Here is a 13,808-nt window from a genome sequence, read left to right on the forward strand (position 1 = left end):
GCTCCGCTGCGATGATAGTCTAGCGACGCGGCCGACGATGGCGCGATCAAATTGGGAAGAAAATGAGGACCATTAAAGTGTTCCTGCTCACGGCGGCCCTCGTTGTCGCCACCGGCGCGACAAGCGCAATGGCGGATACGACAGGCAGCTCGAAGTCAACCCAACCACACCCAAAGATGGAGACGATGAAGATGACACATATGGGCTTATTCGTGCGGCTCGACGCCAAGCCTGGCAAAGAAGCGGCTTTGGAAAAGTTTCTGAAGGACGCGCTGCCGTTGGCACAAGCCGAAACGGGTACTCCGGTCTGGTATGCTGTAAAGTTCGGACCAAGCAGTTTCGCGATCTTTGACGCCTTTCAGAATGATGGCGACAGAACCGCACATCTCAACGGTCCGATCGCGGCGGCACTCATGCAGAACGCCGATGAGCTTCTGGCCACGCCGCCGGTCATCGAGCGCTGGGATGTTCTCGCGGTCAAGTAAGCTAGACAGAGCGGTATGTGGCATCGCTGCGACCGCTCTGCCGCCATCGTCGTGGTGAGTTTCTTCTTCCACGTAAGCGATGTCGCGCTAGTCTAGAAGCCAGCCCCTGCTGCCTTCTCTGGTTTGAGATCCTCGTTAGGACACCTCTTGTATACTGGCAGGGAGTATACTAAAGGTACTCCCTGCCAATATGAGAATGTCGACGAATTTGCGCTGACGCAACGGCCTCGCACCAGCAATCAGTTTAACTCAACGAGGGTGTCCCAACATGAAATCTCGCGCCGCTGTAGCCTTCGAGGCGGGCAAGCCACTCGAAATCGTCGAGATCGATGTCGCCCCACCCCGGAAAGGCGAAGTCCTCATACGGGTGACGCACACCGGTGTGTGCCACACCGACGCGTACACGCTGGCGGGGAGTGATCCGGAGGGTGTTTTCCCGGTGGTTCTGGGCCACGAGGGCGCGGGCATCGTTGTCGAGGTCGGTGAAGGCGTCACCAGCGTCGGACCGGGCGATCACGTGATTCCGCTCTACACTGCCGAGTGCGGCAAGTGCGACTTCTGCCTGTCGGGCAAGACCAACCTGTGCGTCGCGGTCCGCGAAACGCAGGGCAAGGGCTTGATGCCCGATGGGACCACCCGCTTCTCGTATAATGGTCAGCCCCTCTATCATTACATGGGCTGTTCAACCTTCAGTGAATATACTGTCGTCGCCGAAGTCTCGCTCGCCAAGATCAATCCCGAGGCAAACCCCGAACATGTCTGCCTGCTCGGCTGCGGCGTCACGACCGGCATCGGCGCAGTCCACAATACCGCCAAGGTCCAGCCCGGAGACTCGGTCGCCGTGTTCGGCCTCGGCGGCATCGGCCTCGCGGCGATTCAGGGTGCGCGCCAGGCGAAGGCGGGTCGCATCATCGCCATCGACACCAATCCATCCAAGTTCGAGCTGGCACGCCAGTTCGGTGCGACCGAGTGCATCAACCCCAAGGACCATGACAAGCCTATCCAGCAAGTGCTGATCGAGATGACGGGCTGGGGCATCGATCATACCTTCGAGTGCATCGGCAACGTCCACGTCATGCGCGCCGCGCTTGAATCAGCGCACCGTGGCTGGGGTCAGTCGATCGTTATTGGCGTTGCCGGCGCGGGCGAGGAAATCTCCACCCGACCATTCCAGCTCGTCACGGGCCGCGTATGGAAGGGGTCCGCTTTCGGTGGCGTCAAGGGACGGACACAGCTTCCCGGCATGGTCGAGGATGCGATGAGAGGCGATATCGATCTGGCCCCATTCGTAACCCACACGATGGGTTTGGAGGAGATCAACGAGGCCTTCGAACTGATGCACGAAGGCAAGTCGATCCGCACGGTCATTCACTACTGACCCGCCGATCCGAAGCGGCGCGAGGCGCTCGGATCGACAACTCGGCCGTCATCATGGCCCGACCCGGGCCATGATGAAGCGCGCTCTGGCAAATGGGCAAAGCGTCGCGATGCGGTAACAAGCGCCGAAGTGCGGTCGTTAAATGCCGATAGCGGCACGGACCAGGGCCGCCTGGCCCAAGCGCTTACCAGCGGAGTGTGTGTGGCCTTGCCGCGCGACCCAACGGGAAAAATGGTTTTGTCGTAACCTTTGTCTGATGCTGGAGAAATATTTCAAAGGTGCCGAACATCGGGCCAGTCTGGCCGTTGGATGTATTGCGTCGGAAATGCATTCATCTGCTACCCGACTGTGATGAACCACGGGCCGCACGGGCGTATAAGGCAGGAAGACTGAATTGAAGAGCAAGGACATTCACGCGACGACGCCGGCCACCGATCATGGGCATTCGGGGCCGCCCGCTTGCGTGCAGGTTCGCGGCGCGCGCCAGAATAACCTCAAGAATATTGACGTCGATGTACCGCGCGACGCCTTCGTGGTGTTCACCGGCATATCGGGCTCGGGCAAGTCATCGCTCGCGTTCGGCACCCTCTATGCCGAAGCCCAGCGGCGTTATCTGGAATCGGTTGCGCCCTATGCCCGTCGCCTGATCGACCAGGCCGGGGTTCCAGAAGTCGACGCGATCGACGGTTTGCCGCCTGCGGTCGCGTTGCAGCAGCAGCGCGGCTCGGCCAACGCGCGATCCTCGGTCGGCAGCGTGACGACGCTCTCCAGCCTGGTGCGGATGCTCTATTCCCGCGTCGGCGATTATCCGCGCCATCAGCCGATGCTCTTTGCGGAGGATTTCTCCCCCAACACGGTCGCCGGCGCCTGTCCGACCTGTCACGGCATCGGGCGCGTCTATGACGCGACCGAAGAGACGATGGTTCCTGACGACAGCCTCACCATTCGCGAGCGAGCGATTGCCGCCTGGCCGACCGCCTGGCATGGGCAGAACCTGCGCGATATCCTCGTTTCGCTCGGCTATGACGTCGATACGCCGTGGCGCGACCTGCCGAAAAAGGATCGCGACTGGATCCTCTTCACTGAAGAGGCGCCGACGGTGCCGGTCTATGCGGGCCTGACGCCCGAACAGACCCGGACGGCGCTCAAGCGCCGCATGGAGCCGAGCTACCAGGGCACCTTCACCGGCGCGCGCCGCTATGTGCTGGAAACCTTCGCCAACACTAAAAGCGCGCTGATGAAGAAGCGCGTCTCGCAATATATCATCGGCCGCGATTGCCCGACCTGCGACGGCAAGCGCCTGAAGCGCGAAGCCTTGTCGGTGAAGTTCGCGGGCCTCGACATCGCCGAGTTCGGCGATCTGACGGTGTTGAAACTCCGGGACTTGCTCACGCCCGTCGCGCATGGCGAATATGGGGGCGCCGCGGCGGTCCCGAAGGGCCATGTCCTCGGCAAGGCGGCCCGCGATGCGGCGGTCGAACGGCGGGTCGCGGCAGGAGGTTCGGCGCACAAGGCTGCGCCCGACGTGCGCCGCACGCCCAATCTTTCCGATGAAAAGCGGGTCGCCGCACAGCGCCTCGCCTGCGAATTGCTCGAACGGCTCGAGCCGCTGATCGATCTTGGCCTTGGCTATATCTCGCTCGACCGCAGCACGCCGACGCTCTCCTCCGGGGAGCTGCAACGCCTGCGCCTCGCCACCCAATTGTCGTCGCAGCTTTTCGGCGTGGTCTATGTGCTGGACGAGCCCTCGGCGGGGCTGCACCCGGCAGACGGCGAAGCCCTGCTGACCATCCTTCAGCGGCTGAAGGCGGCGGGCAACTCGCTGTTCGTCGTCGAACATGATCTCGACGTCATCCGCCATGCCGAATGGCTGGTCGATGTCGGCCCGGGTGCCGGCGAAAAGGGCGGCGAAGTGCTTTACAGCGGGCCGATCGCGGGACTGGCCGATGTCGAGGAATCGATCACCCGCCGCTATCTGTTCGCAGAGCCCGTCGCCCATGATCGGACCCCGCGTAAAGCCAAGGCATGGCTTTGTCTCGAAGGCGTGACGCGCAACAATCTTCACAGCCTCGACGTCGAGCTTCCGATAGGCTGCTTCACCGCCGTCACAGGGGTCTCCGGATCGGGCAAGTCCAGTCTGGTCAGCCAAGCGCTACCGGAGCTTGTCGCGGAACAGCTCGGCAGCTCGGCAGCCGTTGAAGAGGATGAGGTCGATCCGCTGCTCGATGTCGCGCAGGACGATACCGAAGGCCGCATCGTGGCCGGCATGGAGCATGTCCAAAGGCTGGTGCGGGTCGATCAGCGGCCGATCGGCCGCACCCCGCGCTCGAACCTCGCCACCTACAGCGGCCTGTTCGATCATGTCCGCAAGATCTTCGCCGACACGCCGCTTGCCCGCCGGCGCCACTACAGCCCGGGCAGGTTCTCGTTCAACGTCGCACAGGGCCGCTGCCCGGTATGTGACGGCGAGGGCTTCGTCATGGTGGAGCTGCTGTTCCTGCCGAGCGTCTATGCGCCTTGCTCGACCTGCCACGGCAGTCGCTACAATCCGCAAACGCTCGAAGTCGAATGGAACGGCCGCAACATCGCTCAGGTGCTAGAGCTGACGGTGGACGAAGCGTGCGACTTCTTCGCAAGCGAGGCATCCGTCATGCGCTCGCTCGATGTGCTGCGGGAAATCGGTCTTGGCTATCTGCGGCTCGGGCAGCCGGCGACGGAACTGTCAGGCGGCGAGGCGCAGCGCATCAAGCTCGCGACGGAGCTGCAACGCGCGCAGCGGGGGAACACGATCTACATTCTCGACGAGCCGACGTCGGGGCTTCACCCCTCCGATGCGGATCGGCTGATGCGGCACCTGCAGGGTCTTGTCGATGTCGGAAATACGGTCGTGGTGGTCGAACATGACATGCGCGCCATCGCACGGGTCGATTGGGTCATCGATCTGGGGCCGGGGGCCGGGGAAGAGGGTGGCCAAATCATCGCCAGCGGCGTCCCTAGCGATGTTGCGGAGGCGGAAGGCAGCCTGACCGCCCCCTATCTCAAAACGGCCCTGTAGCCGCCTGTAAGCCCGCCACAGGGGAGGGGGTGGACATGATAAGCCTCGTGGGTTGGATCGCCACGATCGCGACGATGATCGCGGCCATGATGACAGCTTCCAATCTCGGCGCGCGCGTGACGGGTTGGGGCTTCGTCGTGTTCAGCGTCAGCTCGGTTTGCTGGACGACGCTCGGCTATGCGACGGGGCAGACGGCCTTGGTCGCCACCAACGGATTTCTGATGGTGACGAACCTCGTCGGTATCTGGCGATGGCTGGGGCAGCAGACCAAATATGAAGATGGCGGCCGATCGGCCGAAACCGCCAGCCAACGATCGGAAACCCCGAACCTGTTCACTGCGACCGGACTGATCGGCATGGCCGTCGACGACAAGGCCGGCATGAACCTGGGCCGGGTCGTCGAGGCGCTGATCGAGTGCGCGACCGGCAGGATCAATTATGTGGTGGTGTCGGACGAGCGCTATGCCGGTCTCGAGGAGACGTTGCGAGCGGTGCCGCTCGATCAGCTCAAGATCGGTTACACCCGCATAACAATGCTGCTCGATGGCCCAAGCTATCTGGCGTTGCCCGGCCTGAAAAATCGCGATTGGCCCGCTTACGCCCCGGTCAATCCGCAATAGGGTTGGGATCACACCAACTGTAGTGCGCGGTAATGATCCTGGCCGGGGCCAAGAAAGCGCAGGACAAGGATGCGCTCGGGCTCTGGACGATAAAGGATGCCATAGCGCCGATAGGAACGGCGCCGGATGCCGTAGCGCTCATATCGCGGCACCAGAGGGAAGCCTTGGGAAAGATCGGCGAGGCGACGGGCTACCTCGCGCAGCTCCTCCACGAAGCTGATCGCGCGTGCGGGATTGTCCGCTTCGATATGCTCGGCGATGCGATCGAGATCGGCCAACGCATCCGGCGTCAGGATGAGGGCATAGCGTGGAAGGTACGCTAAACAACGCTAAGAGCGAACAATCGGCGAACGCTTAGGCGACGCGGCTATCGGGCGGCAGATTGAGGGCCTTTCGACCAGCGGAGGCGGCTGCGCGATCCCAGAGGGAATCGCCGGAAAAAGCAATATGCTCCCAGCCTACCGGGGACGTGTGGGCGAGGAGATCGTCAGGCACCGGGACCGATGTCGATCGTAGGTGCTGGGCGGCGGCGTCCATGTAGATCGTGTTCCAATAGACGATCGCCGCGATGACTAGGTTGAGGCCGGATGCCCGATATTGCTGCGTAAGCGGTGTTTTCCACCCACCTTGCACGGTGTGGTGATTGAGGGAGAGGGTGGGCGTTATGGAAGCCCACAACCTTACGAGTGCACTGGACACCCGCACTGGAGTTGGTCTGGAGCCTGTCCGCCGCCCTGAACGCCTACGCCGGCACACAGAACGTGACGGGCCACAGCGTCGCTCAACTGGCACGATTGAATGCAGTCTGGTCGGCAACGCCCAACCTGCCATTCACGCTGCGGACCGAATATCTGCGCGCCGGCAAGGTCTTGACACGCGCCGGCTACACGGATTCGTTGTTCAACGGAGTGTGGGCGACCTTTTTCGGTTCTGAAAAGTCGCCTTGAGTATCGAGGAGGCCCGAAGCGATCCCTCTCACCACTGATGTGAGCAACTCGCCTATCAGCATCGTCAGCCATGATTTTGCCCGTGATTGACGTGCTCCTTCGCTCCACCTCCGTCCGGATATGGCGGCGATGAGCTTAATGCACTAACAAACCAATCGGTCCACTCGGTGGGGGCAGACCAAGGTGCCACCCTTTCGATAATCGAAGAAACGGGGCACCTCATTCCGTTGGAGCGACCTCAACAGCTATTGAGTGTCTTGAAGGCCAAACTGTTCAACTGATTGGATGCCATGAATCCCTGTCTGACATTAAACGAACTTGCCGAATTTCTCGATGGCGCGTTTCCGAGCGAAACGCGCGCGTCCCTTGGCGCCGTGGTCGATGTTCAAGCTGGGCATGTCCGCATGACCCTTGATCCTAACCCAAGCATGGTTCGGCCCGGAGGGATCGTATCGGGGCCAACGCTCATGGCACTTACCGATGTTGCGGCTTATGCGGTGGTTATCGCTCATCATGGGCGAAAGGAGATGGCAGTAACAAACGGTCTGTCCATCTCCTTCCTCCGCGCCTGCAAAATGGAGACGATCATTGCAGACGCCCGCTTGTTGAGGCTGGGCCGCCGCCTGACCACGGTCGATGTTCGGTTATGGCAACAAGACGAAAATTATCTCGTAGCCCAATCTACCGTCAGTTACTCCCTTCCATAGCCCCTATTTTCCCAAGGATTATCGTTCGAGATCCTTTGCAGTCTTCTCGGCCGCTGCGCGATGCCGATCCTGCGTCTCGCCCCGGCGCTGTTCGACTTCGCGGACGCGCGGTGCGCGGACCTCGCCGCCACGCTCTAGCGTCTGTGCCACCGCCTCGCGCGCTGCTGCCTTCATGCGTGTGAGAACGGCGGAGCAATATTCGGCCACGCTAGCGGCGGGATAGTCCTGCTGCGGGCGGCGTAAAAGTCGTCCACCTTGAAGCCTTTCTGCCAAGTCAGGGAGGTGTGGGGATCTACAGCGTGGAACTTTATCTTCAGGTCCGTTTGTCTTGCGCGGATGGCATGAGCCAGCGGGCTCCGGCGAAGCGTTTCAATGTGTCGCGCGATACGGTGCGCAAGATGCTATCGTTTTCATCGCCGCCGGGTTACCGGCGTCAGTCTGAACCGCAGCGCCCGAAGCTGGACGGGTTTGTGGGGATCATCGATGGATGGTTTGAGAGGGATCGCGGTGTCCCGCGCAAGCAGCGCCATACGGCGAAGCGGGTATCTTCGCCCCACTCCACTATCTCCCGCTGATCGAGCAGAAGATCAACGCATTCGACCAGGCCGCCCCTTTGCAGGGCTGGGATTTGCCCGAAGCGTTCGGGACGCTGCAGCGGTTGATGGAAGGGCGCATGCACAAACATGGCAGGCGCGAATATGTGCAGGTGCTGCGCCTACTGGAAACGTTCACCCTCGCCGATCTCCAGGCGGCGGTGGAACAGGCCATAGCCCTTGGCGCCATCGGCTTCGATGCCGTCAAGCACCTCGTCCTGTGCCGGGTCGAACGCGTACCGCCCAGACTGGACCTGGACGTCTATCGCTTCCTGCCTCGCACCACGGTCGAGAAGACCGTTGCTAGAGCCTATCTGAGCCTGCTCTGCGACAGGCAGGAGGCCGCATGAGCGATCAGGCACCGGAGATTCTTCTCGCTCACCATCTCAAGGCCCTCAAGCTGCCTACGTGCCTGCGAGAGCATCACAGGCTCGCCCGGCAATGTGCCGCTGAAGGCGTCGATCATATCCGCTTCCTCGCCCGTCTCGTCGAGATGGAGATGATCGACAGGGAGCGTCGTATGGTCGAGCGGCGCATCAAGGCCGCGCGCTTCCCCGCCGTCAAAAGCCTCGACAGCTTCGACTTCGCCGTCATCCCCAGGCTCAACAAGATGCAGGTGCTCGAGATGGCGCGCTGCGAGTGGATCGAGCGGCGTGAGAACGCCATCGCTCTGGGGCCATCGGGCACCGGGAAGGCGCACGTAGCTTTGGAGCTCGGACTGGCAGCATGCCAGAAAGGACTGTCGGTGGGCTTCACCACTGCGGCGGCGCTGGTCGAGATGATGGAGGCGCGCGACGAGCGGCGTCTCCTGCGCTTCCAGAAGCAGATGGCCGGATACAAGCTACTCATCATTGACGAACTGGGCTTCGTACCGCTCTCCAAGACCGGTGCCGAACTGTGGACTTGTAACGGTTTTGCGCCGGTCACCTGAGCGATTAGAGCTCGCAACAGGAGACCGACGAGATGATCAAGCATACAGAAGAGTTCAAGCAAGAGGCGGTACGGATCGCGCTGACCAGCGGGTTGCCGCGCGATCGGGTTGCATCGGATTTGGGGATAGGGAAGTCGACGCTGGGCAAGTGGGTATCGCAGTATCGGCCCAGTGATCTGGTTTCAGCGCCGCAGGCAGATCTGGCGCGTGAGAATGAACGCCTTCGCCTTGAGAACCGTGTGCTGCGGGAGGAGAGGGAAGTGCTAAAAAACCGTCGCCGGCTGAGCCCGCCTGTGCGCGGTAGAAACGGGTCGTGCTATGGTGCGGTCGGGAGGGTCGCGGCCGATGGCTTATTGGAGGCATGATACCCCGTTAAAAAACGTGGCCCGTGGGTGTTTGCGTACTTGAGAGTGGTGACGCCGTTCTGCGGTGATCCCGGTTAGGAAGATGACTTTTAGCATCGCCCATACCCTCCTGTTTTAAAGGAGGACTTGGAATGGAACGATCAAAATCCGGCGCGTTGTCTATGGTCAATCCACGCGCCGCTGCCATCGACATCGGATCGACCATGCATATGGCGGCCATAAATCCGAACGCCGATGATAATCCGGTACGAGCGTTCGGGACATTCACCGGCGATCTCCATGATATGGCCCGCTGGTTCAAGGCATATGGCGTCACGACTGTCGCGATGGAATCGACCGGTGTTTACTGGATTCCGGCCTATGAAGTGCTTGAAGGGCACGGCTTTGAGGTGATCCTGGTCAATGCGCGATATGCCAAGAATGTACCGGGTCGCAAAACCGACGTCAGCGACGCTGCATGGTTGCAACGCCTGCACAGCTACGGGCTGCTGCGGGGAAGTTTCCGTCCCGAGGCGGGCGTGGCGACCATGCGTGCCTATCTGCGGCAGCGCGAGCGGCTGATCGAATATGCCGCCTCACATATTCAGCACATGCAGAAGGCGCTGATGGAAATGAATGTGCAACTCCATCACGTCGTCTCCGACATCACCGGCGTGACGGGCATGCGGATCATCAGGGCCATTGTGAGCGGGGAACGTACGCCCAACGCACTGGCGCAAATGCGCGACGTCCGCTGCCACGCGACTATTGAGACCATCTGTGCGGCATTATCGGGGAACTGGCGCGACGAGCATATCTTCGCGCTTGGCCAGTCTCTGGCCTTGTTCGACTTCTACCAAACCAAAGTTCTCGAATGTGATCGAAAGCTTGAGGTTGCACTCAAGGCGCTCGAAATCGACGAGGGACATGACGTTCGCCACCTCCCAAAAGTCCGGACCAAAGGGCGACAGGTGAACACGCCTGACTTCGAGGTCCGGTCAGCGCTCTATCGCGTGCTGGGCGTGGACCTGACGCAGATCCACGGAATCGGCCCGTCGCTCGCACTCAAGCTGGTTGGCGAGTGCGGGACCGATCTTGCCGCATGGCCCAGTTCAAAGCATTTTACGTCCTGGTTGTGCCTGGCACCGGGCAACAAGATATCGGGCGGTAAATTGCTGTCGTCCAAAACCCGACGCTCATCAAGCCGGGCTGCAGCACTCCTGCGTCTGGCCGCAACCACCATCGGTCGAAGTGACACCGCGCTGGGCGCTTTTTACCGAAGGCTGTCGGCGCGCGCTGGAAAAGCAAAAGCGGTCACCGCAACTGCACGCAAAATAGCGGTGCTGTTCTATAACAGCCTGCGCCACGGCATGGCGTATCATGATCCCGGTGCCTCACAATATGAGGAGCGCTATCGCAGCCGGGTGATCGGAAATCTGCAGCGCCGCGCCAAGGCCTTCGGCTTCATCCTGCATGAAAGGCCTGCGGAACCTGATACGGCTGTTTCTTAGGAAGGCCACGCAGTTCTTCGCGAGCCAAAGGCCGTGAAGTTCGCATTTGTGCATAGCTGGCGGCACCGGTGGCCCGTTGAACTGCTCTGCCGTGTCATGGATGTCAGTGAACGCGGCTATCGTTCCTGGCGCTCGCGCCCGATCAGCAGGCGGGAGCGGACAGATATGAAAGTGCTGGCCCATATCCGGGAACAGTACAGGCTGAGCCTTGGCAGCTACGGCCGTCCTCGCATGACGATGGAGTTGAAGGAGGTAGGGCTCGATGTTGGCGAGCGCCGGGTCGGGCGGCTGATGAAGATCAACGGGATCAAGCCAGTCCGCACGCGCAAGCACAAGGTTACGACTGACAGCCACCATCGCCTGGGTGTCGCAGCGAACTGGCTGGACGGCGATTTTGCCGCAGATGCGCCCAACCGTAAATGGGCCGGCGACATCACCTATATCTGGACGTCCGAAGGCTGGCTCTACCTTGCCGTCATTCTCGATCTGCATAGCCGTCGCGTCGTAGGCTGGGCAGTCAGCGACAGGATGAAGAAAGACCTGGCGATCAGGGCGCTGGATATGGCGGTGCGCCTGCGCCAGCCTCCCGAGGGCTGCCTTTTCCATTCGGATCGCGGTAGCCAATATTGCTCCTACGACTATCAGAAAAAGCTGCAGGCCTATGGCCTGCGTCCATCAATGAGCGGCAAGGGAAATTGCTACGACTGTGATTATGTTGCTGCGGCTTGATGGTCTGACCCATGCTACGATTGACCCCGTGTCATTGCGTTGACGTGTCGGCCATCAAGTCGCCCTGGCAACGGGCGAGATGTGACTTGATAGGAGCCTGACGGGTTTGCCCCTTCACAGTCCTGTCCTTCTCTGAACGGTGCCCGGGCACCGTTCAGAGAAGGACAGGACATGACCAATACCAACATCAGCGGCGTCATTATCGGTGTCGATACCCATAAATCCATCCATGTTGCCGTGGCAATCGATAACAACGGCAGCCGATTGACGGCCTTTTCGGCTCCAGCGACAACAAAGGGCTATAAATTGCTCGAGGACTGGGCGTGTGCGTTGGGCACCATCACAGCCTTTGGCATCGAGGGGACTGGATCATACGGAGCCGGGCTGTCTCGCCATCTTCTGGCCCAGGGCCATAAAGTCATCGAGGTCACCAGACCTAATCGACAGTTGCGCTATCAACATGGCAAAAGCGATAGCCTCGACGCTGAAGGCGCCGCACGGTCGGTGCTGGGCGGACAGGCGATCGCCCAACCCAAAACGCAAACAGGATCCGTCGAGATGATCCGGCATCTCAAAATCGCACGCGACACAGCAGTCAAATGCCGGTCGCAGGCCATGGTGACCCTGAAAACCCTGATCATCAACGCACCTGCGGCGCTGCGCGACACGCTCGATCAGATAAACGGAAAAATCGCGCTGATCCGATATATTGCTGCACTCAGGCCCGGCGCAATGACCTCGACGATCGCATCGGCCAAAACCGCCTTGCGGGCCTTGGCACAACGCTGGCTGGCTCTACACGAAGAAATTCAGTCGCACGACAAGGCGCTCGAGCAACTGGTCATGGCCAACGCACCAACGTTGCTGGCATCGCACGGGATCGCGACGATGACGGCGGCAGAAATGCTTATACTGGTCGGCGATGATCCCACCCGAATCCGCTCCGAAGCTGCACTCGCCAAGCTCTGCGGGGTGTGTCCCATCCCCGCATCAAGTGGCAAGACCAACCGCTTCCGACTCAACCGTGGTGGAAACCGGCAAGCCAATGCCGCGCTATATCGGGTTGCAATCGTTCGGATGCGCAACCATCCGCCGACACTTGCCTATGTCAGCAAACGAAAAATGGAGGGAAAGAGCAACCGGGAGATTATACGCTGCCTTAAGCGATACATCGTTCGCGAAATCTTTACCCACCTATGTCGCCCAAAAGCATCTCTGACCAGCGCTTGACAAATATAGGAGCCTCAATGCGTCCGTCGAGACCTTCTTCAAATCCCTGAAGGCGGAACTCATCTGGCGGCAGAGCTGGCCGACGCGGCGTCAGGCAGAAGCCGCCATCTTTCAGTACATCAATGGCTTCTACAACACCCGTCGCCGCCATTCATATCTAGGCGGCATCAGCCCGCTCGCGTTCGAAGCCAAGGTGGCATAATGAGATAGGTGACCGGCACAAAACCGTTACAAGTCCACGATCTCCGGCCCGGAAGTCGGGATGGCTGGATATCTCGACCACCCCGGCGCAGTCGATGCCGGGGATCATGGGAAAGCGTCGCACGACCGGGCTTTTTCCGGTCAAGGCAAGGCCGTCCTTGTAGTTTACCGTCGAATGCGTCACTCGGAGAGTGACATCACCCTCCATCAGGTCGGCTTCGCTGAAATCTTTCAGCGTGACGGTTTGGCCCGTGTCGTTCTTCTCAATCACGACCGCACGAAATAAGCTCATGGTTGGGTTCCTTCCTAATAATTAGACCGATCGACTAGTATTATTCAAAAAAAGGGTCACGTTCGGATCATTGTGAAGAACCCCTCTGCGAATGTTTGAAGCGGGCTGCCGCTGCGTTCGAGTTTGGCTCGCAGCACAGCGCCTTCCCAACCGATCCAGAAGAACGCGGCAAGGTTATCGGCATTGTGAAGAGAGCCGATTTCGCCTGCGGCTTGCGCGGCCCGCAGGCACCCGGCTGTGCGATGCTGCCAGTCGGCGAAAACGTCGCAGAGTTGCTGGCGGAAGGGTTCGGGCAGCGCCCCCATCTCCTGTCCGAGATTGCCGACAAGGCAACCGCGCGAATAGGCAAAGCGTTCCATGGCCGCTTCCGCATCGGCTATGAAGGCTTCAATCCGCGCCAATGGGGAACGGGAATGATCGTTGAAGAACCGTTCCAGCTTGCCGGCGAAATACGCCCCATATCGGTCGATGAGCTCTGTGCCAAAGGCCTCCTTGCTATCGAAATAATGATAGAATGAGCCCTTGGGTACACCAGCCACCTTCAGGATCTCATCCAGCCCAGTGGCGGTGAAGCCTTTCTCGGTCAGCCTGACCAGCCCCGCACGCACCAACGACGCGCGGGTCTCGCTAAAACCTGCCGCAGCTTTCGGGGGTCGTCCACGGCGACGGGGAACATTGGCAACATCCATGTTGATTTAATAGACCGATCGTCTAATAAATGTAAGAGCATGTGATGTCGGAACTATCTCTTTAGGAATCGTAGCTCCAAGTCCTATGGCTTCATT

The 13,808-nt window shown here is 60.4% G+C and carries 12 protein-coding genes and 6 pseudogenes; 13 read left to right on the plus strand and 5 right to left on the minus strand.

Annotation, left to right across the window (positions count from 1 at the left end; all coding sequences use genetic code 11):
- Positions 1–77: 77 nt before the first annotated feature.
- From ACZ2HM_RS02810 to ACZ2HM_RS02825, 4 genes are all read left to right on the plus strand, one after another.
- Positions 78–485 carry a putative quinol monooxygenase gene (locus ACZ2HM_RS02810; protein WP_243695625.1) on the plus strand — a complete coding sequence of 136 codons (408 nt, stop codon included), beginning with the start codon at positions 78–80 and terminating at the stop codon, positions 483–485.
- Positions 486–753: 268 nt separating this feature from the next.
- The gene (locus tag ACZ2HM_RS02815) at positions 754–1,863 is read left to right on the plus strand and encodes an S-(hydroxymethyl)glutathione dehydrogenase/class III alcohol dehydrogenase (protein ID WP_043061438.1); all 1,110 of its coding nucleotides are present in this window, start codon (positions 754–756) and stop codon (positions 1,861–1,863) included.
- 394 nt (positions 1,864–2,257) lie between these two features.
- Positions 2,258–4,918 carry an excinuclease ABC subunit UvrA gene (locus ACZ2HM_RS02820; RefSeq protein ID WP_470426176.1) on the plus strand — a complete coding sequence of 887 codons (2,661 nt, stop codon included), beginning with the start codon at positions 2,258–2,260 and terminating at the stop codon, positions 4,916–4,918.
- 35 nt (positions 4,919–4,953) lie between these two features.
- Positions 4,954–5,538: a PRC-barrel domain-containing protein gene (locus ACZ2HM_RS02825; protein ID WP_470426177.1), complete on the plus strand. Its 585-nt coding sequence runs from the start codon at positions 4,954–4,956 to the stop codon at positions 5,536–5,538.
- A gap of 8 nt (positions 5,539–5,546) precedes the next feature.
- On the opposite strand, the gene ACZ2HM_RS02830 is transcribed toward ACZ2HM_RS02825, so the two are convergent.
- The gene (locus ACZ2HM_RS02830) at positions 5,547–5,816 is read right to left on the minus strand and encodes a type II toxin-antitoxin system RelE/ParE family toxin (protein WP_470426178.1); all 270 of its coding nucleotides are present in this window, start codon (positions 5,814–5,816) and stop codon (positions 5,547–5,549) included.
- Between the two features lie 76 nt (positions 5,817–5,892).
- Positions 5,893–6,141: pseudogene (locus ACZ2HM_RS02835) on the minus strand (Tn3 family transposase); the annotation flags it as partial.
- Between the two features lie 107 nt (positions 6,142–6,248).
- Between ACZ2HM_RS02835 and ACZ2HM_RS02840 the strand changes: the two are divergent.
- Both ACZ2HM_RS02840 and ACZ2HM_RS02845 read left to right on the plus strand, forming a co-directional pair.
- Positions 6,249–6,485 (plus strand): hypothetical protein, encoded by a 237-nt coding sequence (locus ACZ2HM_RS02840; protein ID WP_470426179.1) that lies wholly within the window; start codon positions 6,249–6,251, stop codon positions 6,483–6,485.
- Positions 6,486–6,775: 290 nt separating this feature from the next.
- Positions 6,776–7,192 carry a PaaI family thioesterase gene (locus tag ACZ2HM_RS02845; protein WP_120253502.1) on the plus strand — a complete coding sequence of 139 codons (417 nt, stop codon included), beginning with the start codon at positions 6,776–6,778 and terminating at the stop codon, positions 7,190–7,192.
- 18 nt (positions 7,193–7,210) lie between these two features.
- Here ACZ2HM_RS02845 and ACZ2HM_RS02850 read toward each other — a convergent pair whose 3' ends face one another.
- A complete protein-coding gene (locus ACZ2HM_RS02850; RefSeq protein WP_470426180.1) occupies positions 7,211–7,342 on the minus strand; it encodes a hypothetical protein in 132 nt (43 codons plus the stop codon).
- 149 nt (positions 7,343–7,491) lie between these two features.
- Here ACZ2HM_RS02850 and ACZ2HM_RS02855 point away from each other — a divergent pair.
- The 7 genes and pseudogenes from ACZ2HM_RS02855 to ACZ2HM_RS02885 form a co-directional block, all read left to right on the plus strand.
- A pseudogene (locus tag ACZ2HM_RS02855) lies at positions 7,492–8,135 on the plus strand (hypothetical protein).
- Positions 8,132–8,683, plus strand: a pseudogene (gene istB, locus ACZ2HM_RS02860) (IS21-like element ISSsp5 family helper ATPase IstB); the annotation flags it as partial. The pseudogenes ACZ2HM_RS02855 and istB, both read left to right, overlap by 4 nt.
- A 65-nt stretch (positions 8,684–8,748) precedes the next feature.
- A pseudogene (locus ACZ2HM_RS02865) lies at positions 8,749–8,985 on the plus strand (transposase); the annotation flags it as partial.
- Between the two features lie 227 nt (positions 8,986–9,212).
- Positions 9,213–10,571, plus strand: coding sequence for an IS110 family RNA-guided transposase (locus tag ACZ2HM_RS02870; protein ID WP_470426181.1), 1,359 nt, complete (start codon positions 9,213–9,215; stop codon positions 10,569–10,571).
- Positions 10,572–11,276, plus strand: a pseudogene (locus ACZ2HM_RS02875) (IS3 family transposase); the annotation flags it as partial. It lies immediately after the preceding gene.
- Between the two features lie 195 nt (positions 11,277–11,471).
- Positions 11,472–12,530: an IS110 family RNA-guided transposase gene (locus tag ACZ2HM_RS02880; protein WP_470425396.1), complete on the plus strand. Its 1,059-nt coding sequence runs from the start codon at positions 11,472–11,474 to the stop codon at positions 12,528–12,530.
- 16 nt (positions 12,531–12,546) lie between these two features.
- Positions 12,547–12,732, plus strand: a pseudogene (locus tag ACZ2HM_RS02885) (IS3 family transposase); the annotation flags it as partial.
- Here ACZ2HM_RS02885 and ACZ2HM_RS02890 read toward each other — a convergent pair.
- Positions 12,688–13,023 (minus strand): alcohol dehydrogenase catalytic domain-containing protein, encoded by a 336-nt coding sequence (locus ACZ2HM_RS02890; protein ID WP_470426182.1) that lies wholly within the window; start codon positions 13,021–13,023, stop codon positions 12,688–12,690. The pseudogene ACZ2HM_RS02885 and the gene ACZ2HM_RS02890 sit on opposite strands and share 45 nt — an antisense overlap.
- Before the next feature lie 56 nt (positions 13,024–13,079).
- Positions 13,080–13,712 carry an acrylate utilization transcriptional regulator AcuR gene (gene acuR, locus ACZ2HM_RS02895; RefSeq protein WP_470426183.1) on the minus strand — a complete coding sequence of 211 codons (633 nt, stop codon included), beginning with the start codon at positions 13,710–13,712 and terminating at the stop codon, positions 13,080–13,082.
- Positions 13,713–13,808 lie beyond the last annotated feature (96 nt).

The organism is Sphingobium sp. KKT206 (genome assembly GCF_055640555.1).